The organism is Micromonospora wenchangensis, from assembly GCF_002210435.1.
GTDB lineage: Bacteria > Actinomycetota > Actinomycetes > Mycobacteriales > Micromonosporaceae > Micromonospora > Micromonospora wenchangensis.
In genome coordinates, this window is record NZ_MZMV01000088.1 from 1 (window position 1) to 22,419 (window position 22,419).

Genomic DNA, 22,419 nt, shown 5'->3' on the forward strand with positions numbered 1-22,419 from the left:
CCGGCGGCCCCGCCCCGCCGGCCCGACCGGCGGCCAGGGCACGGCGCACGTCGTCCGGTGCGGCGTCGCGCCCCGGACCGCCCGCCCCGTCGCTGTCGGCGAGCAGTTCCCCCGTCTCGGCGACCAGCCGGCAGGCCGCGCCGGTCCGCTGCGCCACCGCGGCCAGCAGCTCCGGCCAGCCGGCGCCGCCGAACGCGAGTTCGGCGAGCCACTGGGCGAACGCGGCCGGCGGCGGCGCGGCGGCGACGGCCAGCCGTGGGCGGGCCGCCGCCAGCTCACCCGATCGGCTCACGCCGACGGTCGGTCGAGCAGCCGGACCGCGACAGCCTTCTCCTGGGTGTACTCGCGCAGCGCCGCGTAGCCGCCGCCCCGACTGAAGCCGCTCTCCTTCTGCATGTTGAACGGAAAGCCGATCACCCCGGCGTCGTGGAACTGGTTGACCGCGACCTGCCCGGCGCGGGCCTGCCCGGCCACCCGCAGCGCCCGCGACACGTCGGTGGTCCAGATGCAGGCCAGCAGGCCGAAGTCGGTGCCGTTCATCAGGGCCACCGCCTCGTCGACGCCCCGGAACCCCTGCACCGCCAGCACCGGGCCGAAGACCTCCTCGCGGGCCAGCCGCATGTCCGAGTCGACCTGGTCGAAGACCGTGGGGGCGACGTACCAGCCGTCGTCGAAGGCGGCGGTGGCCGGCTCGCCGCCGACGACCAGCCGGGCCCCGGCGGCCGGGGCCTCGGCCAGGAACCCCCGGACCCGCTCGTACTGGGCCTGGCTGACCAGCGGGCCCATGTCCAGGTCCTGGTCCCAGGGGCCGGTCCGGATGGCCGCCATGCCGGCGGCGACCCGCTCGACCACCTCGGCCCGGATCGACTCCTCGACCAGCAGCCGGGAGCCGGCGTAGCAGTTCTGGCCGGCGTTCTCGGTGATCGAGGCGATGATCGCCGGGATCGCCGCGTCCAGGTCGGCGTCGGCGAAGACCACGTTCGGGGACTTGCCGCCCAGCTCCAGCTTGACCGGGACGAGGTGCTGGGCGGCGGCGCGCATGACAGACCGGCCGGTCACCGTCGAGCCGACGAAGCTGATGTGGTCGATGTCGGCGTGCCCGGTGAGCGCGACCCCGGCCTCGGGACCGAGCCCGGTGACCACGTTGAGCACGCCCGGCGGCAGGCCGGCCCGGCGGCCCAGCTCGGCCAGCGCGAACGGCGACAACGGCGCGACCTCGGACGGCTTCAGCACCACCGTGTTGCCGGCGGCCAGCGCCGGGGCGACGTTGGCGGCGGTGAGCACGGCCGGCACGTTCCACGGGATGATCACCGCGCAGACGCCGTACGGCTCGGGCCGGGTGTAGCCGAAGTAGTCGGGCGTGCGGGTGGGCAGGGTGACGCCGGTGAGCTTGTCGGCGGCCCCGGCGAAGTAGTCGACGATGCCCTGGGCGATGTACATGTTGAGCCGCCCGCCGGAGCGGGGTTTGCCCACGTCACGCGCCTCGTACGCGGCGAGTTCCTCGACGTGCTCGCCGATCAGCGCGGCCCAGCGCGAAAGGATCGCGCCGCGCTCGCTGGGCGAGGTGGTTGCCCAGCCGGGGGCGGCCCGGCGGGCGGCGGCGACGGCGTGGTCGACGTCGACCGCGCGGGCGCGGGCCACCGACTGGATGGTCTCCCGGGTGGCGGGATCGAGCACCGGCAGCTCACCGCCGTCGGCGGCGGGGGTCCAGTCGCCGTCGACGAGCTGGCGGGCGGTGGGGATGTCCAGGTCAGCCATGTGCGAATCCTTGACCCTCCACGTTTCGCATGTCAAGATGCAATCTCGCTTTGTGAGTCACTAGGGAGGGCGCGTGCGGATCACAGCGGCGGTGCTGGAGAACGCGGGAGGGCCGTTCACCCTCCAGCAGATCGACCTCGCCGACCCCGGGCCGGACGAGGTGCTGGTCCGGGTGCACAGCGTGGGGATCTGCGCGACCGACCTGGAGTTCGCCAACTTCTTCCCCACCCCGGCGGTACTCGGCCACGAGGGCAGCGGGGTCGTCGAGCAGGTCGGCGAGCGGGTCACCGGCGTCTCCCCGGGCGACCACGTCGCGATGAGCTTCACCTCCTGCGGCGACTGCCCGTTGTGCCGCGCCGGAAACCCCGCCTACTGCCGCCGGTTCGACGCGGTCAACTTCACCGGCCGGCGACCGGACGGCAGCACGGCGCTGTCCCGCGACGGGCAGCCCGTCAACGGCCACTTCCTGGGCCAGTCGTCGTTCGCCAGTCACGTGGTCGCCCCGGCCCGCGCGGTGGTGCCGATCAGCAAGGAGGTCGACCTGGGCGTGGTCGGCCCGTTCGGCTGCGGTTTCGGCACCGGGGCCGGCGCGGTGCTCAACGTGCTGCGCCCGGAGGTCGGCTCCTCGGTCGTCGTCTTCGGCGCGGGCGCGGTGGGCGTGGCGGCGATCCTGGCCGCCCGGGTGGCCGGTTGCGCCGTCGTCGCGGCGGTCGACGTCAACGCCGGCAAGCTCGACACGGCCCGACTGCTCGGCGCGACCCACGGGGTGAACTCCACCGACGGCGACCCGCGCGAGCTGCTGACCGCGATCGCCCCGCACGGCTTCGACGTCGCGATCGACACCACCGGCCGGGAGGACGTGCTGCGCCTCGCGGTCGAGTCGCTCGGCCCGCTCGGCCGGTGCGGCGTGGTCGGGATCGGCCCGAGCGAGCAGATGAGCTTCGAGTGGCGCAGCGTGCTCAACGGCCGCAGCATCACCGGCATCATCGGCGGCAGCAGCCTGCCGCAGGTGTTCCTGCCCAGGCTGCTGGACCTGCACGCCGCCGGCAACTTCCCGGTGGACCGCCTGATCACCCGGTTCCCCTTCGCGCAGATCAACGAGGCGGTGGCGGCGCTGCGCTCCGGCGAGGTCGGCAAGGCCGTCCTGACCCTCTGACCGGGGCCACCCCATCGACACTGCTGTATCTCATCGTGAAACATTGTCTCGCAATGTGAGCGACATTACCCTTGGTGTCAGACCCACACCCAGTGGCGCGGCTGGGCAACACCGCGCAGCGTCCCGCACCTGTGGAGCACGTCCCGATGACCGAACAGCAGCGCACCGCCCCGGCCGCCGCGCCGACCGCGACCGAAGACCGGCCCGCCGCGCCCTTCGACCACCACTCGGCCGAGTGCAACACCGACCCGGTGGGCTACTACCGCGAGTTCCGGCAGACCTGCCCGGTCGGCCGGACCGACGCGCACGGCGGTTTCGTCTACACCACCCGGTACGCCGACGTGGTCCGGATCGCCCGCGACGACGACACCTTCTCCTCCGCCCGCGCCACCGCCGGGGGTGACGGCACCGCCATCGTCATCCCCCGGGGCCCCGGCCTGGAGCAGTACCCGATCGAGCTGGACCCGCCCGCCGCGACCGGCTACCGCGACCTGATCAACCCGCTGCTCACCCAGGACGCGGTCGCCGAACTGGCCCCGATGGTCGCCCGGCACACCACCCGCGTGGTGGACGCGTTCATCGCCGAGGGGTCGGTGGACTTCGTCCGCGACCTGACCAACCCGCTGCCGGCCGCCGTCACCCTCGACTGGCTGGGCTTCCCCGAATCCGACTGGGCCAAGCTCGCCGGCCCGATCCACGACATCTTCGCCGCGCTGCCCGGCAGCGAACGCGCCGTACGCGGAGCCGCCGGCCTGGCCTACCTCGACCAGCGCATCCGCGAGCTGATCGTCGAGCGGCGGGCCGCGCCGACCGGCGACGCGGTGAGCTACCTGGCCGCCCAGCGCCGCCCCGACGGGGAGCTGTTCGACGCCGACGAGCTGGTCTCGGTCATCGGGCTGCTGATCGCGGGCGGGGTGGACACCACCACCTCGCTGACCGGCTCCACCCTGGTGCACCTGAGCCGGCACCCCGAGGACCGGCAGCGCCTGATCGACTCCCCCGACCTGCTGCTCACCGCCACCGACGAGTTCCTGCGGGTGTTCGCCCCGTCCCAGTCGATGGCCCGTACCGTCCGCACCGACACCGAGGTCGGCGGCTGCCCGGTCACCGCCGGTGAGCGGGTGCTGATCCCCTGGGTCGCGGCCAACCACGACCCGGCGGTCTTCCCCGACCCCGAGCAGCTGCGGCTCGACCGCGACGCCGCCCGGCACCTGAGCTTCGGCATCGGCAGCCACCGCTGCGCCGGCGCCCACCTGGCCCGGCTGATGTTCCGCGAGATGATCACGCAGGTGCTCACCCGGCTGCCCGACTTCCGGGTGGTGGAGGAGGGGCTCGTCGCCTACCCCACCCGGGGCAACCAGAGCGGTTGGGACGCGATCCCGGCCGTCTTCACCCCGGGTCCCCGCCGCGACGCCGACGCGGCGGGGACCCGGCCCACCGCCAGCCTGACCGGCGACCGCGAGCTGGTAATGGCGGCCACCACCACCGCCACCGACGACGTGCTGGAGGTACGCCTGGCCGACCCGACCGGCGCGGAGCTGCCGCCCTGGGCGCCCGGCGCGCACCTGGAGGTGCGGCTGCCGTCCGGGCGGGTCCGGCAGTACTCGCTGTGCGGCGACCCGGACGACACCCGGCACTACCGGATCGCGGCGCTGCGGGAGCCCGCCGGCCGGGGTGGTTCGGTGGAGCTGCACGCGCTCGCCCGCGCGGGCGTCACCCTCGCGGTGCGCGGCCCGCGCAACCACTTCCCGCTCGTCGACGCCCCCGACTACCTCTTCCTCGCCGGGGGCATCGGGATCACCCCGATCCTGGCGATGGCCCGCGAGGCCGACCGCCGGGGCGTGCCGTTCCGGCTGGTGTACGGCGGTCGCAGCCGGGCCTCGATGGCCTTCGTCGACGAGGTGACCGCGCTCGCCGGCGACCGGGTGACCCTGCTGCCGCAGGACGAGGCGGGCCTGCCCGACCTGGGGGCGCTGCTCGACTCCACCGGCCCGGACACTGCCGTCTACTGTTGCGGGCCGACCGGCATGATCGACGCGCTGGAGCGGGTCTGCGCCGCGACCGGCCGGTCGGAGCGGCTGCACGTCGAGCGGTTCACCGCCGGTGACGACCTGGAGGTCGCCTTCGACCCGGCGGCGAACACCGAGTTCGAGGTGCACCTGGCGCGCACCGGGGCGACCCTGCGGGTGCCCCGGGACCGTCGCATGATCGACGTGCTGCGCGAGGTCGTGCCGGGCCTGACCTACGACTGCGAGAAGGGCTACTGCGGCGCGTGCGAGACCCGGGTGCTCGCCGGCACGCCGGAGCACCGTGACTCGCTGCTGACCGAGCAGGAGCGGACGGCCGGGCGCAGCATGATGATCTGTGTCGGGCGGTGCCGCTCGGAGCGGCTGGTGCTGGACCTGTAGGTCCTGTCCGGACGGGCCGGCCCGGGTCCCGGGGCCGGCCCGTCCGGACGTCCGCCACCGGTGGTCGTCAGGCCGCGTTCGCCAGGGCGTCGAGGATCAGGTCGAGGCCGAAGGTGAACTGCCCGCCGAAGTGGTAGCCGGGCTGGTTCACGTGCCCGGTGGCGAACTCGACCAGGTGCGGGTACTCCCCCGCCGCGAACCCCGCCATGATCGCGTCGGCGACCTGGGTGGCGGCGTCGCCGGTGTCGAACGGCAGCGACGCCTCCTGCAACACGAACCCGAACACGTACGCGTCGATGATCGCGTACGCGTGGGCCGTCATCGGCAACGAGAACCCCCCGCCCCGCAGCACGCCGAGCATGGCGTCGTGGTGGCGCAGGGTGGCCGGGCCGGGGCTGGTCCGGGTCTCGATCAGGGTCAGCGCCCAGGGGTGCCGGGCCAGGACGGCACGGGCCGACAGGCAGCGGCGGCGTACCTCGGCCCGCCAGTCGCCGCCCGGCACGGGCAGGTCGATCTCGGCGAAGACGCCGTCGACGAGCGCGTCGAGCAGTTCCTCCTTGTTGCGGATGTAGTGGTAGAGCGACATCGGCTTGGCGTGCAGTGCGGCGGCGAGCGAGCGCATGGTCAGCGCGCCGAGCCCGTCGGCGTCGGCGATGGCGACCGCGGCCGCCAGCACCCGTTCCCGGCTGAGCTGCCGCACCGGTTCGCCCACCAGTCGCTCCCCTGACACCCGGTTGACCGCCTGCACGAACCACCGTACCGTACTAAGTAAGTCGTACTAAGTACGAAGATCCGGGAGGCGACGATGTCCCTGCGTGTGGCCGGTCGGTGGGCCGGCGCGTTCTTCCTGTCGGCGTTCGTCGCCTACGGCGTCGGCAGCGCCCTCGCCGGGCGACCGGCCGGGGTGGCCCTGGTGCTGGCCAACTCCGTGCTGGTGGCCGCCATCGGCGCACTGGCCTTCCGGGCACTGCGCCGGTCGCACCCCGGCGTCGCCTGGGGTTACCTGGTGGCCCGGGGCGCGGAGGCGTTCCTGCTCGCCGCCGGCCTCGTGCTGCGCGACCGGTACGGCGACGGCGCCGCCGAGCTGGCCTACCAGCTCGCCATGCTGTCGCTGGGGCTGGGCAGCCTGCCGTTCTGCCTGGCACTGGCCCGGCGACGCTGGCTGCCCCGGTGGTTCGCCGGCTGGGGCGTCGCCGGCTACGCGCTGCTGGCGGCCGGTGCGGCAGCCGAGCTGGCCGGGGTGGGGACCGGCGTCGCGCTGGCCGTCCCGGGCGGGCTGTTCGAGATCGCCCTCGGCGTGCTGCTGCTCATCCGGGGGCTCGCGCCGGCCACCGCCGCCTCGCCCGGCCCGCCGGCCACCGACTCGCCCGCCATCACCGCGGCCCCGCCGGCCACCGCCGTCGGGACCGCCGCCACCGCAGCGGGCGGGGCGGGCCGCTCCCGCGCCCACCGCGCGGCACTGGCCGCCGGGGTGGGACTGCTGCTGATGGCGGTGCTCGCCGGGTGGGCCAACTTCGGCGTGGTGCAACCGCTGCTCGCCGCCGACGCGGCCGACACCGCCGCCCGGCTGCCCGCCCAGCGCCCGGCGCTCACCCTGGCCGTCGTCGCCCTGTTCGCGGTGGCCTGTCTCGACGTGCTGGTCGGCTGGGCGCTGCGGGCGTTCCTCGACCACGCCCAACCCACCGTCGCCCTGCTCGCGGCGTGGTGCCGCACCGGCTACGCGGTCGTCCTCGCCGTGGCGGTCGCCCACCTGACCGGCGTCGCCGGCCTGCTGCGCGACGGTGCGGGGGCCGACCGGCTGCGCGCCGACGGGTACCCGGGGCTCACCGGCTTCCAGCAGGTCTGGAGCCTGGGGCTGCTGCTGTTCGGCGTCCACCTGCTGCTGGTCGGATGGCTGGCCCGCCGGTCGGACGCCGTGCCGACCTGGGTGGCGGCACTGGTGGCGGTCGCCGGCGCGGGCTACCTGGCCGACTCGGCCGGGCCGCTGGTCGCGGCCGGCTATCCGGTACAGGTCGCCGGGGTCACCTTCGTCGGTGAGGTGGTCCTGCTGGGTTGGCTGCTCGTGCACGCCGCCCGGCACCGCCGGACCCCGGCCCGCCCGGTCGCGCCGGACGCCGACGTCCGGCCGCTCGCCGCGACGTGACCGCACGACCGTTCGGACGACCGTACGCGGACGGCCCGCCGCGCCACGACACTGGGGCGCTGCGGGCCGTCCTGACGAGGGGCCGGTGGGTCAGTTGCCCCACTCGAAGTTGGGCTCGACCGCCTCGGCGATGCGGAACCGGCCGCCCGGCGCGATCTCGCTGCCGCGCTCGGTCACCACGTGCTTGCCGAACCCGTCGACCAGCGGCCGTCCGACGTCGCGCTTGAGCCACAGCCGCAGCAGGTGCCGGCGACGCTCCGGCTCCGGGAAGTCGACGTAACCGGTCCGCGAGTGCAGGGCGGCGTAGTTCAGCAGCCACTGCACGTCGCCGGGCTGGAAGTCCATGTCCAGGGCCAGGCCGGGGGACTGGGACACCTCGTCGTAGAGGTGCAGCAGCTCGATCTGCGCCTCGGTGAGCCGGGGCACTTCGGGGTAGTCCTGCGCCGAGAAGATCATCGAGCTGCCGGCGTAGGTGCTGAAGATGCCGTCGACGTAGCTGCAGATCGGCGAGGTGTAGGTGCGGGCCGGGGCGTCCGGGTCCTGCCGGTGCCAGTCCCAGTGCCACGACTCGAACAGCAGCGGCGCGAGGTCGGGCCGGCGACGCAGGATCTCGTTGTAGATCGTGGTGCCGCTGACCAGGCTGCTCGCCCCGCCGGCCTTGGCCGCCCGCAGGCACATCAGCGCGACGACGTCGGAGCTGTCGGAGTGGAACGGCAGCCGGTCGCGGACCCGCGACGGCAGCGCCGACGGGTCGTCGAGGGTCTTGTTGGAGGTGGCGATGACGTGGTCGAGCACGTCACCCATCTGGTTCTGCCCCATCGGCACGCCGAGGTGCAGCCCCATCAGGAAGAAGATCGCCCCGGCGAGGGTGTCGCCGTACTCCTCCGTACGCAGGCCCCGGACCAGGATGAAGCCGCGTCCCGAGTCGAGCTGGCGGGCGCACTCCTCGTTGAGGCCGGCGCAGGCCGGCAGCGGGTAGTCGGCGGCGGTCACCGTACGCAGGTCGGGGTTGTCGGCGACGAACTGGCGGCCGACGGTCTCCAGTTCGGCGCGCTCGGCGTCACTGAGCTGGTAGACCCACTCGGTCGAGGTACGCAGCTCGTCACCGCGCCAGGCGGACGGACCGGAGATGGGGGCGAGATCGATTGCGGTGGTCATGATGATGCGCTCCGAGGTTCGGTTCTGCGGAAACGGGTCGGTGTCCCGGGCGGGCGGTGCCGCCATCGGGCTGATCAACGACGTGGGCGCTCGCCGTGTCCCGGGCGGGAGGCGGCGGGCCGATCCATCAGAACGGGGTCTGCGGGTCCCCGGCGGCGGTCCCGGGGCGCATACCCTCCCGCGGCGGGTGGACCCGCAGCGGCTCCTCGTAACCGCGCACCAGCAATCCAGAGCCTTGCGGAACTCGGATCATGGCGTTCTCCTGCGGCTGGCGATGATCGGTCCAGGCTAACCAACCCCCACCGCAACGTCAACAGAGACACCGTCTCGCAATACGATCTATCCGCGTTCCCGGGCGGCCCGTCGCGTCTGACCGTCCCGGGCGACCAGCGGCTCGGCCAGCAGGACGACCAGCGCCGCCGCGGCCATCAGGCCACCCGCCAACGCCGTGCCGCGCACCCCGAACCGGGACAGCACCACCGCACCGAGCAGGGACCCGCCGGCGATGCCGACGTTGAAGGCGGCGGAGTTGCCGGCCGCCGCCAGGTCGGCGCGGCCCGGAGCCACCTCCAGCACCCTGTTCTGCACCGCCGGGGTCAACGCGCCCGTAGCGAACCCGGAGGCGGCCAGCAGCACCCCGGTCGCCACCGGCGAGGCGGCCAGCAGGAACATCCCGAGCAGGGCCACCACCAGCAGCAGCACCGGGGCCACCATCGCCGCCCGCTGGTGGCGATCACTCGCGATCCCCCCGGCGGTGATGCCGGCGAAGTCCGCAAGGCCCCGCATCAGCAGCAACAGGCCGAGAGCCCCCGGGGCGAACCCGGAGACGTCGGTCAGGAACACGGCGGTGTAGGTGAACGCCGTGAACAGGCCCCCCACCGCCAGCGCGGTGGCCACCACGACGACCGCGTACCGGCGGGCGTCCGGGGTGGTGCCGGTCGACGCGTGCGTCGCCCCGACCGCAACCGGCGGCATCAGCGTCCCGACCGCCACGAACGCGGCCAGCGCCAGCGCGGCCAGGGCCAGGAACGCCGCCCGCCACCCCCACTGCTGGCCGAGCCAGGTGCCGGCCGGCACGCCGAGCATCGGCCCGAGCGACGCCCCGGCGAACACCACGGAGGTGACCCGTCCGCGTACCCGGACCGGGAACATGCCGGCGGCGGTCGGCGCGACCACCGCCCAGAACAGCGCCTGGGTGAGCGCGACGACCACCCGGGCCCCGAGCAGCACCTGATAGTCGCGCGCGGCCGCCGACACCAGCGTGGCGACCACCAGCACGCCCAGCAGGACAGCGAGCAGCCGGCGACGCGGCACCCGCCGGGTGACGTGGGTCAGCGGCACCGAGACGACCGCGACGGTGACCGCGTAGCCGGTGACGAGCAGCCCCGCGTGCGACACGGACACGTCCAGGTCGGTGGCCACCAGGGGCAGGATGCCGACCGGCAGCGTCTCCATGGCGACGTAGCAGAACGCCGAGACGGACAGCGCGACCAGCGCCGCGACCGCCCGGGGCGCAACGGTCACCGCGGGGGTTCGACGGTCCGTCATCGCCCGGTCCCCCGTCCCAGCACCCGCGGAGGCGACCCTCCCGGCAGTATTCAAGAATACCGATCCATCAGGTACCGGGGTCGACGGCGCCGCCGTCAGCCCCGCCCGGCAGGCGCGGGCCGGAGGTCAGCCGGCCGGGCGGGCGTTGAGGCGGGCGGCCTGGCGGACCAGGTGGTCGCGTTCGGCCAGGTGGGCGGCCCGGCGGGCGGCCTCGGCGTACCACCGGGCCGCCGTCACCGGATCACCGGCCCGCTCGTGCAGGTACGCCGTCACCGCCGCGTGCCGGGGCACCGCCGGGTCCACCGCCGCGAGGGCCGCCAGCCCGGCCCGCGCCCCGTCGGCCTCCCCGACGGCCACCGCCCGGTTGAGCCTGACGACCGGGCTGTCGGTCAGCCGCACGAGTTCGTCGTACCACTCGACGATCTGCACCCAGTCGGTCTCGGCGGCGACGGGCGCGTCGGCGTGCAACGCGGCGATGGCCGCCTGGGCCTGGAACTCGCCCAGCCGGTCCCGGGCCAGGGCCGCCTGGAGGATGCGGACCCCCTCGGCGATCGCACCGGTGTCCCACCGGCTGCGGTCCTGCTCCGCGAGCGGGACCAGGCCGCCGTCGGGCGTGGTCCGGGCCGCGCGCCGGGCGTGGTGCAGCAGCATCAGGGCGAGCAGCCCGGCCACCTCGGGCTCGTCGACCATCGCGGCGAGCTGCCGGGTGAGCCGGACCGCCTCGGCCACGAGGTCGACGTCACCGGAGTAGCCCTCGTTGAAGACCAGGTAGAGCACCCGCAGCACGGTGGCGACGTCGCCGGGCCGGTCGAGGCGCACCCCGGCCACCGTGCGCTTGGCCCGGCTGATCCGCTGCGCCATGGTCGCCTCCGGCACCAGGTAGGCGCGGGCGATCTGGCGGGTGGTCAGCCCGCCGACGGCACGCAGGGTCAACGCGACCGCCGACGACGGGCTCAGCGACGGATGGGCGCACAGGAAGTAGAGCCGGAGCGTGTCGTCCACCTCCGACGTCGGCCCCGGCACCGGTTCCTCGACGACGAGGTCCTCGCGCCGACGACGGGCGGCGTCCGCCCGGCCCGCGTCGAGGAACCGGTGCCAGGCCACGGTGACCAGCCAGCCCTTCGGGTCCCGGGGCGGGTCGGCCGGCCAGACGTCCAGCGCCCGGACCAGCGCGTCCTGCACGGCGTCCTCGGCCGCTGCGAAGTCCGCCCCGCGCCGCACGAGCACCCCGATCACCTCCGGGATCAGCCGGCGCAGCAGGTCACCGTCCACCGTCAGTCGGTGACGGTCGGCGGGGCGGTCAGGAACGGACGCAGCTCCAGCCACTCGTGGATCGGCTTCCCACCCGCCCCCGGCGCGGCCGACAACTCCCCGGCCAGCTCGACGGCCCGGTCGTAGCTGTCCACGTCGATCACCATCCAGCCGGCGACGAGATCCTTGGTCTCGGCGAACGGCCCGTCGGTGACCGGCGGACGCCCTGGCCCGTCGTACCTGACGAACGTCCCCTCGGGGGCGAGGGCCTGACCGTCGACGAACTCGCCGGTGCCCTCCAGCCGGGCCGCGAAGTCGTTCATGTACCGCACGTGGGCGGTGATCTCCTCGGGCGTCCACTGGTCCATCGGGACGTCGTTGACCGCGGGTGGGGCACCCCGGTAGTGCTTGAGCAGCAGGTACTTCGCCATCGGTCTCTCCTCGGTGCCGGCGCGACCCCCATTCTGGCCGCGTTCACCCCGGGGACGGAGCCGGCCTGCCGTTCTCGACATCGGCGGCGGAACTTTTTTTCCGCCCCGGGTGTCGCGGCCCGGCGCGACTCACCTGTCGACGAGCTGGCGTACCCGCAGGCGGCGGATGCCCGAGGCCCGCTCCGGCACCTCGGGTGCCCGGCCGGCGGGGAGGCGGACGGTGAACACCGCCCCCCGGTGCGGCCGGCCCTCGGCCTCGATGGTGCCCCGGTGGCTCGTCACGACCTCCTGGAGCAGGGCCAGCCCCAGCCCGAACCGGTGCTCCCCGGAACCCCCGCCCCGGTGGAACCGGTCGAAGATGCGCCGCGCGTCGGCCTGGTCGAACCCGACCCCGGTGTCGGCGACCACGAACTCGACGTAGTCGCCGCCGGCCCGCAACGACACGTCGATCCGGCCGCCGGGCGGGGTGTGGGCGAGCGCGTTCGCCAGCAGCTCACCGGCGACCCGGCGCAGCGCCGACGCGACCCCCGGCACCGGCAGCGACCCGTCGGGCAGGTCGACGGCGAGGCTGACCTGCCGCTCGGCGGCCCGTTCCGTCTCGGCGGCCACGGCCGCCGCCACGAGCGCGGTCAGGTCGACCGGAGGGTACGGGCGGCGGTCGGCGGGAGCGGCGGCGAGCTGGGCCGACAGCAGCAGGTCGTCGACGATCTCGCCCAGCCGGCGGGTGCCCCCGATCAGCCGGTCGAGATCCTCCAGGCTGGTGGCGCTGCCCCCGGTGCGGGCCCGCCGCGCCATCAACTGGGCCCGGATGTGCACCTGGGCGATCGGGGTCCGCAGCTCGTGGCTGGCGTCGGCGATGAACCGCCGTTGCCGGGTCAGCGCCTCCGCCAGCGGTGCGACGGCCCGCCGGCCGACCAGGGCGCCGGTCAGCACGGCGACGACCAGCCCGACCGTCGCGGCGAGGCTGAACGCCAGCAGCAGGTGCCGGCGGTCGGACAGTTGGAACCGCGCGTCGAACACCGCCTGGACGACCACCCCGTCGCTGCGCGACTCGGTGCGGACGTGGTAGGTGGTGCCGTTGCGGGTGACGGTGGTGACCTCGGTGCTCCCGGTGGCCGCCACCGACCGCAGCGCCCCGGTCAGCGGGAAGCCCGCCGGCGGCGGGTTGAGGCCGGTGTCGGTGGTGAGCCCGTTGTACCGGAACACCCAACTGCACGCGGGCGGACCGGGAATGGTGGCGTGCTGGGTGCCCCAGGCCAGCTCCCGGTGGATCTGCGCCTCCTGGCTGCGGACCAGGACAGCGTACGAGATGCCGCCGGCCAGCAGCAGCAGGACGCCGATGGCCAGCCCCACCAGCAGCCCGATCCGCAGCCGGGCCCGGCGTACCATCGACTGCTCCACCAGCTCCATCACAGCGCTCCGAGTCGGTAGCCGAGCCCGTGCACGGTGCGGATCACCGACCGGCCGAGTTTGCGCCGCAGGTAGTAGACGTAGGTGTCCACCAGCGACGTCGCTGCTGCCTCGTCGAAGACCCGGCGGCGCAGTTCGCTGCGGGAGTGCACGGTGCTCGGCCGGGCCGCCAGCACCCGCAGCAGCTCGAACTCCCGGGCGGACAGCGCCACCCGGGTGCCGTCGTCCAGCACCGCGTCGTGCGAGGTCAGGTCGAGCCGCCCGGTGCCGATGCGCAGCACGGTGGTGGCATCCGGGCCACGCCGGCACAACGCCCGGACCCGGGCGCTCAACTCGTCCAGGTCGAACGGCTTGCCCAGGTAGTCGTCGGCGCCGGCGTCCAGCCCGGCGATCCGGTCGCCGACCCCGCCGAGCGCGGTGAGCATCAGCGCCCGGGTCGGGACCGCCCGGGACCGCAGCCGGGCGACCAGGTCGAGACCGTCCAGCGCCGGCAGCATCCGGTCGACGACCAGCACGTCGTAGCTGCGGGTCAGCCCCAGGTGCAGGCCACGCTGGCCGTCGGCGGCCCGGTCGACGAGGAAACCCTCACAGCTCAGTGTCTCGGTGAGCAGATCGGCCAGTTCCTCGTCGTCCTCGACCAACAGCAACCGGTTAGGTCCTCCCCCGTGCATGCCTCCACAATCGCACAGCGGGAGCCTAAATAGTGATAGCTATCTTTTTGTCATTTCACCGTCGCGAGTGCCAGCGGCCGGACGCCGTCGCCCCGACGGGCCTCCCGGCGCTCGATCCAGCTCAGCAGCGGAGTCGTCATCATCGTGGTGATCAGGGCCACCAGCACCAGCACGGTGAACAGCGAGGCGTTCACGATGCCCGCCTCCAGGCCGACGTTGAGCGCGATGAGCTGCATCAGACCCCGCGCGTTCATCAACGCGCCCACCCGCAACGCGACGCCCTGCGACTCGCCCCGGAGCCGAGCCGCCGCCCAGCAGGCACCGAACTTGCCGACGATCGCCGCCGTCACGCAGGCCGCCGCGAACAGCAGCACCGGCGGGCTGCCGAGCAACCCGAACTCCGTCCGCAGCCCCGAATAGGTGAAGAACAGCGGCAGGAAGACCGTCGCGGCGACCGGGGTGAGGGTGTCCACCACCCGATCGGTGTTCGCGGTGTGGGGCATCACCACGCCGACCGCGAACGCGCCGAACACCGCGTACAGCCCGATCTCGTCGGTGTACCAGGCCACCAGGAAGAGCAGGGCCACCGTGCCGAGCACCCGGGCGGAGTCGTTGAGACCGGGGCTGGTCATCAGCGCGCTGGTCACCCGCCGCCCGCACAGCCAGAGCACCAGCGCGAACAGCACCGCCCCACCGGCGGTGACGACCGCCGGCCCGGCCCGGCCGGAGGCGAACGCCAGCACCACGGCCAACATGATCCAGGCGACCATGTCGTCGATCGCGCCGCTGGCCAGCGCCAGCGTGCCGTGCCGAGTGCCGGCGTGCCCGCGTTCGGTGATGATCCGGGCCAGCATCGGGAAGGCGGTGATGGCCAACGCCACCCCGACGAACGCCGCCGAGACCCCGATCGACGTCCCCTCGGCCCGCATCGGCACGGCGTCCGCGGTGACCAGGACCAGCCCCACCCCCAGGGCCAGCGGCCCGGTCACCCCGGCCAGCGACACCAGCCCGGCGGTGCCGGCCAGGCCGGTGACCCGGTGGGTGCTGAAGGCGTACCCGGCCTGGAACATGAACAGCACCAGGCCGACCTGGCCCACCACGTACAGGACCGGCAGCAGCGCGGTCGGGAACAGGGCGTCCTTCACGTCCGGCAGCACGAAGCCGAGCAGCGACGGGCCCAACAGCACACCGGCGAGCATCTCGCTGACCACGGCGGGCTGGCCCACCCGACCGAGCAGCCAGGCCACCGCCTTGCAGAAGATCAGGATCACCGCGACCGCGATGAAGAACCGTGGAGCCAACTGGGTGGGGGTCACCGGACCGCCTCCTCGAAGTAGGTGGTGCACAACCGTTGTCGCCGGGCGTCGACGACCATCCAGGCGCCGAGCACGAGCTGCCGGACGCTGCGACCCACGTCGGCCCAGCGGTCCCGCCACCGCATCGCGGCCAGCCGCAGCCGCCCCGGACCGGCCACCCCGACCGGGGTCAGGTACGCCGGGCCCCGGCTGGGCAGCGACCGGCTGTGCGCGGCCGAGGACGCCAGGGCGTACCGGCGCAGCACCTCGCGGGTCGCGGCGCGCAACATCACCGGCGCGACCCCGCGCGCCGGGCAGGCCCGGTTCGCGGTGACGCCGTACGGGATGAACCGGGCGTCGCGGCGGCGCAGCGTGCGCCACCGGTCCGGGTCGAACCGCTCGTCGCCGGCCGGTCCGCTGCGCTGGAACGCCAGGTAGTTGAAGAGCAGCACCGACCCGGCGGGCAGGGTCACCCCGGAGGGCAGCCCGATCGGCGCGGAGGTGATCCGGTGCGCGACGCCGAACAGCGGGTGCACCCGCAGCGTCTCGTCGACCACCCGGTCCAACGCGTCGTCGTCCAGGCCCCGCTGCAGGTCCGGCCGGGCGGCCAGGGCCAGCAGCACGTGCGCCATCGCCTCGGACATCTGCACCACCGCCGTGGTGCCGAACGCGCCGTGCAGGTACCAGGCCGTCTCCTCGGTGGTGAACGGCGGCGGCAACGTCACCGGGCAGGTGCCCGCGTCGAGGCGTCCACGCAGGTACCGGGTCAACGGGTTCCGCCGGTCCAGGTGCCGCAGGCCGGTGCACTTCAGGGCGGCGACCACGTCGGTGGCGTTGGCGACGTACAGCGCCCGGACGTGTGGCGGGCACACCTCGTCGAAGATCAGCTCGTGGAAGACCTCCGCCCACACCGGCATCATCAGGTCCCGCAGGCGGACGTGGACCCGCCCGGCCGGCAGCCCGTCGAGCACCCGCCGGGTGGCGGCGGTGGCGAGCGCGTCGGCGCGCTGCGGTCGCACCGCGAGCACCTGCCGGGTCACCCCGGCCACCGTCCGGTACCGCTCCCCCGGCTCCAGGTGCTCCTGGTGCATGTGCGGGCCGGGCGACAGCCAGTACCAGAACAGGTCGGACAGGCCGGCGCCCCGGCTACGCCCGTCGGCCGCCGGGTCGGCGTACAGCCGCTCGAAGTGCTCGACGTCGACGAGCGGGCCGGGCACCGGGATGCCCTCCTCGCCGTTGACCCGGGCGAACACCCACTGCCGCAGCCGCACCACCGCCGGGGGCAGCCACCGGGGCAGGGTCCAGCCCACCCCGGCCACGAGCAGCACGCCGCACAGCACCGGCGCGCTCACGCCGGGGCTCCCACGGTGACCAGGTCGGCGCTCAGGTCGCCCGGCCGCGCGGCACCCACCAGCGCCAACGCCCGGTCGAGGTCGGCGCGCAGCAGGTCGAGCACGTGCCGCACCCCGGCCGCGCCGCCCGCCGCCAGCCCCCACAGCACCGGGCGGCCGACCAGCACGGCCGTCGCCCCCAGCGCCAACGCGACGAGCACGTCGACCCCGCGCCGCAACCCGCCGTCGACCAGCACCGGCAGCCGCCCGCCGACGGCCGCCACGACGGCCGGCAACGCGTCCAGGGTGGCCGTCACCCCGTCGAGTTGCCGGCCGCCGTGGTTGGAGACCACCACCCCGTCCACCCCGTGCTCGACGGCCAGCCGGGCGTCCTCGGGGTGCAGCACCCCCTTGAGCAGGATGGGCACCGTGGTGAGCCGGCGCAGCACGGCGACCAGCTCCCAACCCACCCGGGCGTTCATCTCGATGTCCCGGACCCGGCCGTCCGCGTCACGCATGTTCTCGCAGACCATGCCGGGTGGCAGGTCGACGAATCCGTGCCGCAGGTCGCGCTCGCGCCGACCGAACACGGGCGAGTCGACCGTGACGACCAGGGCCCGGCAGCCGGCGGCCACCGCCCGCCGGACCACGGTGGTGGTGAACTCCAGGTCGGTGTGCGGGTAGAGCTGGAACCACAGCGTCCCGCCGGCCGCCGCGATCCGCTCGACCGGCCGGGTGGCCGCCATGCTCACCACCATGACCGTGCCGGCCCCGGCAGCGGCGCGGGCGGTGGCCACCTCGCCGTCGGGGTGGGCAAGCCGGTGGAACGCGGTCGGCGCGACCAGCACCGGCATCGACACCTGGCTGCCGAGCAGCGAGGTCCGCAGGTCCCGGTCGCCGGTGGCGCGCAGCACCCGGGGAAGCAGGAAGCGTCGGGCGAAGGCCGCCTCGTTGGCCCGCAGGGTACGTTCGTCGCCGGCCCCGCCCGCGAAGAAGTCCCAGTGCACCGGGTCGAGGCGGCGGCGGGCGGCGGCGGCCACGTCGGCCAGGTTCAACGCCACCTCGTCGAGGGTCGGCACGTCAGTCCCCGGCCCCGCGCAGGCACCGGTCGACGAAGGCGGCCAACGGCGTCACGTGCACCTGCGGCCGGTCCCACCGGTTCTCCAGGTTCTCCGCCAGGTGGTGGGTCGCGACGACCCGGCCGCCCCGGTGGTGGCGGACGACCGGGTGCAGGTACGCCGCGTCGTGGGCCTGACCGACGACGTCCTGCGCGACCCGTTTCACCGTCACGTCGAACGGGTCCACCTGGTCGTGCTCCGGGCCGTACTCCAGGGTGACCACGAACGCGTCGGAGTAGTCGTGGTCGGCGGTGCGCAGGCCGGTCTCGGTGAAGTAGTCCACCGGCACCTCCTCGTGGTAGCGCGCGTCGGCGTCGGCGACGGTCACCACGTCGGCGAGGACTTCGAACTGCTGCCACAGCGCGGAGGTGCGGTTGACCCGGGCGATGATCGCGTCGGCGATCGACGTCCCGGTCGCGTCCAGCTTCTCCGCCGGCCACGGCGTGTCCCCGTACCGGCGTTCGAGGATCCGGTGCAGGGCCCGTACGGCGTACCGGAAACCGTGGATGAACCCGTTGGTCGAGCGCTTGAAGTCCCGCTGCTGGGTGATGGTGCCGGCGAAGAACAGGTCGGGCACGTTCACCGACTCCCACTGCGCGGTCTGGGCCGGGAAGCGGTCCCTGATCGCCAGCTCCGGCCGGCACGACCCGTCGAAGATCGACGCGTCGAAGGCGAACCCGGTGCAGACGAGCACCCGGTCGTAGCGCAGCTCCTTGGTCACCTCGTCGGCGCGGGAGAACGCGAACGTCACCGTGTAGCCGTCGGCGTCGCGGGTGATCCGCCGGACGGTGCCGTCCAGGATCGCGTTGGCCGACTTGAGCTGGTATGTGTCGAGGAAGTTGTTGTTCACCGCCCGCAGGTGCCCGACGTAGTGGGTGCGCCAGGCCATCCGCACCGAGCTGGGCCCGGCCAGGTGGATCAGGGTGGTGGTCTCCATCAGGCTGTCCGCCGTCTCGAACGCGGAGTTGCCCTTGCCGATGATCAGCACCTTCTGGTCGAGGTAGTCGCGCGGGTCGACGGGCATGTCCGCGTACTGCTCGGCCAGCTCCAGCCCGGGAATGTCCGGCAGGTACGGCCGGGACACGCCGGTGGCGACGACCACCCGCCGGGCCCGGAAGGTCTCCCCCGCCTGCACCTCGAAGACGCCGTCCACCTTGGACACCGAGGTCACCCGCGCGCCGTAGCGCACCTTCACCCCGGTCTTCGCCGCGAAGTCGGCCAGATAGCGGACCATCATGTCGGCGTCCGGGAAGTACCGCTCGGTGTACCTGGTGAACCGCAGCGCCGGATCGTCGGTGAGCAGTGAGTTCCAGTCCAGCCGCAGGTTGAGCTCCGGATCGTCGGAGCCGGTGTGCGGCTTGTTGATGGAGATCAGTTGCCGGTGCCGGGGGTAGGTGGCGAAGAACGCGCCCGGGATGTCCGCGCCCTCCAGCACCAGATAGTCGCGCCGGCCGTCGGCCTCGAGCAGGGCGGCCAGTTGCAGGCCGGCGGGGCCGGCTCCGATGATCAGACAGTCGAGCGTCACGACGGGCCATCCAGGGTGAGAGGGGTCAACGGGGGTTCCAGTGCGTCCATCACGTCGGCGGCCCGCCGGACGTCGCCGTCGAGCGGCCGGTCCGGGTCGACCGGGGGGATCGCCGCGACCAGCGCCGCCAGCACCCGGGCGCAGCCCGGCGCGGTGGGCGTCCGCGCGCCCACGTACGCGGCCTGCCGCAGCCCCAGCGCCAGCGAGCCGACGATCAGCCGCAGCAGCCCGGCCTGGTCGAAGACCCGCAGGGCGGCCTGGGTGCCGAGCGGGATGACGTCCTGGTTGTGCAGGTTGGTGGGCAGGCTCTGCATGCTCGCCGGCGTGGCGTCCCGGCGGATCTCGGCGATCAACGCGGTGGAGGCCAACTGCACCCCCTGCAGGCCGTGCTGTTGCCCCGGGCCGGCGGCCAGCATCGGCGGCAGGCCACCGTTGCGGTGCGGGTCGACGAGCAGGTCGAGTTGCCGTTCGACGAGGTTGCCGACCTGCGCCACCACCATCGACAGCAGGTCGGCGGCGAACGCGGCCGGCTGGCCGAAGAAGTTGCCGCCGTGCACCACGAGGTCGTCGTCGGGGAAGAACAGCGGGTTGTCGCTGACGCTGCCCAGGTCGGCGGCGACCACCCCGTCGACGTGGCGCAGCGCGTCCTCGGCCGCGCCGAGCAGCTGCGGCGCGCAGCGGATGCTGTACGGCTCCTGCAACGGGCGCTCGCCCGACGCGACCAGCCCCGCGCCGACCTGCCGCATCCGCGCGCCCACGTCGATCGCGCCCGGGTGCCCGTACGCGCGCAGCAGCCGGGCGTCGAGGAACTGCGGGTCGCAGCCGAGCAGGTCGGCCAGCAGGCAGGTGAGCGCCTGCGCCGCCCGGTGCGCGGCGCGCACGGCCGACAGCGCCAGCGCCGTCGCCGCGGTGGTCAGCGAGGTGCCGTTGACCAGGGCCAGCGCGTCCCGGCCGTCCAGTGGCAGCGGGGTCAGGCCGGCCTTCTCCAGCGCCTGCGCGGCCGGCAGGCGTACCCCGTCGAGGTAGGCGTGGCCGCGACCGCGTAGCGCCTGGGCCGCCGCGCCCAGCGGGATCAGGTCACCGCTCGCGCCGACCGAACCCCACCTCGGCACGGCGGGCACGAAGGTGGTCCCGAGCATCGCCGCCAACGCGTCGACGACGTGCGGGGACACCCCGGACGCGCCCCGGGCCAGCGACCAGGCCCGGACCAGCACGGTGGCCCGGACGATCTCGGGGGCGAGATCCGGGCCGTGGCCCGCGCCGAGGTGGGCGAGGGTGTTGTCGGCCTGGTCGCGCAGGTCGGCGCGGCCGGCGTAGCCGACGAGGGCACCGAAGCCGGTGGTGCTGCCGTACACCGCGCGGTCCTCGCCGAGCACCTCGGACAGGAAGGTGCGGGTGCGGGTGACCCGGTCGCGGACCTGAGCGCCGACCACGACCCGGACCGGGTCGCGGGCGGCGCTCAGGTCGGCGATCCGCAGCGGCGCCGCGAGATCAACCTCTGTCGTCATGCGACCGGACCCTAGAGAGCGATTCTCAGAACGCTTTGAAATCGGGCCGATACGGTGCGCCGCATGACGCTCGACTACCTGATCATCGGAGCCGGGCCGGCCGGGCTCCAACTCGCCGCCCTGCTGGAGCGCGACGGCCGCGACCATCTGGTGCTGGAGGCCGGACCGGCGCCGGGCACGTTCTTCAGCCGGTACCCGCGGCACCGCCAGTTGATCTCCATCAACAAGGTCTGGACCGGTTCCGACGATCCGGAGTTCAACCTGCGTTCCGACTGGAACTCGCTGCTCACCGACGATCCGGCGCTGCTGTTCCGGAACTTCAGCCGGCGCTACTTCCCCGACGCCGACGACATGGTGCGCTACCTCGCCGCCTTCGCGCAGGGGCTGCGGGTCCGCTACGACACCCGGGTCACCCGGATCGCCCGCGACGGCGACCTGTTCACCGTCGAGACCGGCGACGACACCATGACCGCCCGCCGGGTCGTCGTGGCCACCGGCGTCTCGAAGCTCTACGTCCCGCCGATCGAGGGCGTCGAACTCGCCGAACGCTACGACACCGTCAGCGTCGACCCGGACGACTTCACCAACCAGCGGGTCCTGATCATCGGCAAGGGCAACTCGGCCTTCGAGACCGCCGACGCCCTGGTCGAGACCGCCGCCGTCATCCACGTCGCCGGCCCGCACTCGATCCGGCTGGCCTGGCAGACGCACTACGTCGGGCACCTGCGCGCGGTGAACAACAACTTCCTCGACACCTACCAGCTCAAGTCGCAGAACGCGGTCCTCGACGGCACCGTCGAGCGGATCGCCCGCCGCGACGACGGCGGCTTGCGCATCGACTTCCGGTACGCCCGCACCCGCGAGTCGCTGCGGCAGCTCGACTACGACCGGATCATCCTGTGCACCGGCTTCCGGTTCGACGCGGACATCTTCGACGCGTCGGCGCGGCCCCGGCTGGTCATCAACGACCGCTTCCCCGAGCAGACCTCCGGCTTCGAGTCGGTGAACGTGCCCGGCCTGTTCTTCGCCGGCACCCTCACCCAGCAACGCGACTTCAAGCGCTCCACCAACGGCTTCATCCACGGCTTCCGGTACGGCGTACGCGCCCTGCACCGGATGCTCGACGCCCGCTACCACGGCACGCCGTGGCCGTCCACCACACTGGACGCCACCCCGGAGGCGATCACCGACGCAATCATCGCCCGGATCAACCGCACCTCCGCGCTGTGGCAGCAGTTCACCGTCCTCGGCGACGTCGTCGTGATCGCCGACGGCGTCGCGCGCTACCACGAGGAGGTGCCGGTGGCCCACCTGCACGACGGTGGCCTGGGGCCCGAGCCGTTCGCCGTGGTGACCACCCTGGAGTACGGCCCGGACCACGACCAGGTCGACCCGTTCGACATCACCGTCCCCCGGATCGCCGAGAACGACGCCGAACGCGCCCACGACGCCAGCTACCTGCACCCCGTCGTCCGGGTGCACCGGGGTGGGCAGGTCGTCGCCACCCACCACCTCGCCGAGAACCTGGAGAACAACTGGGACCTGCCCGGCGTGCACCAGCAGCCGCTGGCGCTGTTCCTCAAGGGCGTCCTGTCCGATGCCGGCTGAGCACCACCACGACGGCCGTCGCGGGGCGGAGCACCACCACGCCGACCGCCGCGCGACGGAGCCCCGCCGGCACGGCGGGCACGACCGGACCGGTCGCGGG

General features: G+C 73.9%; 18 protein-coding genes. 4 read left to right on the top strand and 14 right to left on the bottom strand.

The features are described 5' to 3' along the window. Nucleotides 1-292 (bottom strand): hypothetical protein (locus B5D80_RS30275; RefSeq protein ID WP_211291709.1); only part of this gene is annotated, 292 nt, incomplete at its 3' end. Beyond that, nucleotides 289-1,758, bottom strand: coding sequence for an aldehyde dehydrogenase family protein (locus B5D80_RS30280; RefSeq protein ID WP_088647349.1), 1,470 nt, complete (start codon nt 1,756-1,758; stop codon nt 289-291). The genes B5D80_RS30280 and B5D80_RS30275, both read right to left, overlap by 4 nt. 73 nt (nt 1,759-1,831) lie before the next feature. Between B5D80_RS30280 and B5D80_RS30285 the strand changes: the two genes are divergently transcribed. Both B5D80_RS30285 and B5D80_RS30290 read left to right on the top strand, forming a co-directional pair. After that, on the top strand, nt 1,832-2,914 hold the full coding sequence (locus B5D80_RS30285; RefSeq protein WP_088647350.1) for an NAD(P)-dependent alcohol dehydrogenase: 1,083 nt from the start codon (nt 1,832-1,834) through the stop codon (nt 2,912-2,914). Between the two features lie 74 nt (nt 2,915-2,988). Beyond that, the gene (locus B5D80_RS30290) at nt 2,989-5,322 is read left to right on the top strand and encodes a cytochrome P450/oxidoreductase (RefSeq protein WP_144081809.1); all 2,334 of its coding nucleotides are present in this window, start codon (nt 2,989-2,991) and stop codon (nt 5,320-5,322) included. A gap of 67 nt (nt 5,323-5,389) precedes the next feature. Here the strand turns inward: B5D80_RS30290 and B5D80_RS30295 are convergent, their stop codons facing one another. Continuing rightward, a complete protein-coding gene (locus B5D80_RS30295; protein WP_088647362.1) occupies nt 5,390-6,034 on the bottom strand; it encodes a TetR/AcrR family transcriptional regulator in 645 nt (214 codons plus the stop codon). Between the two features lie 93 nt (nt 6,035-6,127). Between B5D80_RS30295 and B5D80_RS30300 the strand changes: the two genes are divergently transcribed. Further along, on the top strand, nt 6,128-7,465 hold the full coding sequence (locus tag B5D80_RS30300) for a DUF4386 domain-containing protein (RefSeq protein WP_088647352.1): 1,338 nt from the start codon (nt 6,128-6,130) through the stop codon (nt 7,463-7,465). 90 nt (nt 7,466-7,555) lie between these two features. On the opposite strand, the gene B5D80_RS30305 is transcribed toward B5D80_RS30300, so the two are convergent. The 11 genes from B5D80_RS30305 to B5D80_RS30355 form a co-directional block, all read right to left on the bottom strand. After that, the gene (locus tag B5D80_RS30305) at nt 7,556-8,623 is read right to left on the bottom strand and encodes a TauD/TfdA family dioxygenase (protein ID WP_088647363.1); all 1,068 of its coding nucleotides are present in this window, start codon (nt 8,621-8,623) and stop codon (nt 7,556-7,558) included. Nucleotides 8,624-8,962: 339 nt separating this feature from the next. Then, nucleotides 8,963-10,171, bottom strand: a complete 1,209-nt coding sequence (locus B5D80_RS30310; protein ID WP_088647353.1) for an MFS transporter — start codon at nt 10,169-10,171, stop codon at nt 8,963-8,965. Between the two features lie 126 nt (nt 10,172-10,297). Further along, nucleotides 10,298-11,443 (bottom strand): RNA polymerase sigma factor, encoded by a 1,146-nt coding sequence (locus B5D80_RS30315; protein WP_088647354.1) that lies wholly within the window; start codon nt 11,441-11,443, stop codon nt 10,298-10,300. 2 nt (nt 11,444-11,445) lie between these two features. After that, complete coding sequence (locus tag B5D80_RS30320; protein WP_088647355.1) at nt 11,446-11,853, bottom strand: YciI family protein; 408 nt, start codon at nt 11,851-11,853, stop codon at nt 11,446-11,448. A gap of 129 nt (nt 11,854-11,982) precedes the next feature. Continuing rightward, nucleotides 11,983-13,263 carry a sensor histidine kinase gene (locus tag B5D80_RS30325; protein ID WP_088647356.1) on the bottom strand — a complete coding sequence of 427 codons (1,281 nt, stop codon included), beginning with the start codon at nt 13,261-13,263 and terminating at the stop codon, nt 11,983-11,985. Further along, nucleotides 13,263-13,910: a response regulator transcription factor gene (locus tag B5D80_RS30330; protein ID WP_169733127.1), complete on the bottom strand. Its 648-nt coding sequence runs from the start codon at nt 13,908-13,910 to the stop codon at nt 13,263-13,265. Before B5D80_RS30330 ends, B5D80_RS30325 begins: the two co-directional genes overlap by 1 nt. A gap of 74 nt (nt 13,911-13,984) precedes the next feature. Beyond that, nucleotides 13,985-15,250 carry a cation:proton antiporter gene (locus B5D80_RS30335; RefSeq protein WP_088647358.1) on the bottom strand — a complete coding sequence of 422 codons (1,266 nt, stop codon included), beginning with the start codon at nt 15,248-15,250 and terminating at the stop codon, nt 13,985-13,987. Continuing rightward, nucleotides 15,247-16,581 carry a cytochrome P450 gene (locus B5D80_RS30340; RefSeq protein ID WP_245855065.1) on the bottom strand — a complete coding sequence of 445 codons (1,335 nt, stop codon included), beginning with the start codon at nt 16,579-16,581 and terminating at the stop codon, nt 15,247-15,249. The genes B5D80_RS30335 and B5D80_RS30340 overlap by 4 nt, the downstream gene beginning before the upstream one ends. Then, the gene (locus B5D80_RS30345) at nt 16,578-17,639 is read right to left on the bottom strand and encodes an alpha-hydroxy acid oxidase (RefSeq protein WP_211291710.1); all 1,062 of its coding nucleotides are present in this window, start codon (nt 17,637-17,639) and stop codon (nt 16,578-16,580) included. Before B5D80_RS30345 ends, B5D80_RS30340 begins: the two co-directional genes overlap by 4 nt. A gap of 1 nt (nt 17,640) precedes the next feature. Beyond that, nucleotides 17,641-19,203, bottom strand: coding sequence for an FAD-dependent oxidoreductase (locus tag B5D80_RS30350; RefSeq protein WP_088647359.1), 1,563 nt, complete (start codon nt 19,201-19,203; stop codon nt 17,641-17,643). Continuing rightward, on the bottom strand, nt 19,200-20,711 hold the full coding sequence (locus B5D80_RS30355; RefSeq protein WP_088647360.1) for an aromatic amino acid ammonia-lyase: 1,512 nt from the start codon (nt 20,709-20,711) through the stop codon (nt 19,200-19,202). The genes B5D80_RS30350 and B5D80_RS30355 overlap by 4 nt, the downstream gene beginning before the upstream one ends. Before the next feature lie 63 nt (nt 20,712-20,774). Here B5D80_RS30355 and B5D80_RS30360 point away from each other — a divergent pair, with 63 nt between their 5' ends. Further along, a complete protein-coding gene (locus B5D80_RS30360) occupies nt 20,775-22,319 on the top strand; it encodes an NAD(P)-binding domain-containing protein (RefSeq protein WP_088647361.1) in 1,545 nt (514 codons plus the stop codon). The last annotated feature ends 100 nt before the right edge of the window (nt 22,320-22,419 follow it).

Bases quoted from the DNA above. Each gene is read 5' to 3' on its own strand.
- B5D80_RS30280 (WP_088647349.1), bottom strand. From the start codon at position 1,758: ATGGCTGACCTGGACATCCCCACCGCCCGCCAGCTCGTCGACGGCGAC.
- B5D80_RS30300 (WP_088647352.1), top strand. From the start codon at position 6,128: ATGTCCCTGCGTGTGGCCGGTCGGTGGGCCGGCGCGTTCTTCCTGTCG.
- B5D80_RS30305 (WP_088647363.1), bottom strand. From the start codon at position 8,623: ATGACCACCGCAATCGATCTCGCCCCCATCTCCGGTCCGTCCGCCTGG.
- B5D80_RS30310 (WP_088647353.1), bottom strand. From the start codon at position 10,171: ATGACGGACCGTCGAACCCCCGCGGTGACCGTTGCGCCCCGGGCGGTC.
- B5D80_RS30320 (WP_088647355.1), bottom strand. From the start codon at position 11,853: ATGGCGAAGTACCTGCTGCTCAAGCACTACCGGGGTGCCCCACCCGCG.
- B5D80_RS30325 (WP_088647356.1), bottom strand. From the start codon at position 13,263: ATGGAGCTGGTGGAGCAGTCGATGGTACGCCGGGCCCGGCTGCGGATC.
- B5D80_RS30355 (WP_088647360.1), bottom strand. From the start codon at position 20,711: ATGACGACAGAGGTTGATCTCGCGGCGCCGCTGCGGATCGCCGACCTG.
- B5D80_RS30360 (WP_088647361.1), top strand. From the start codon at position 20,775: ATGACGCTCGACTACCTGATCATCGGAGCCGGGCCGGCCGGGCTCCAA.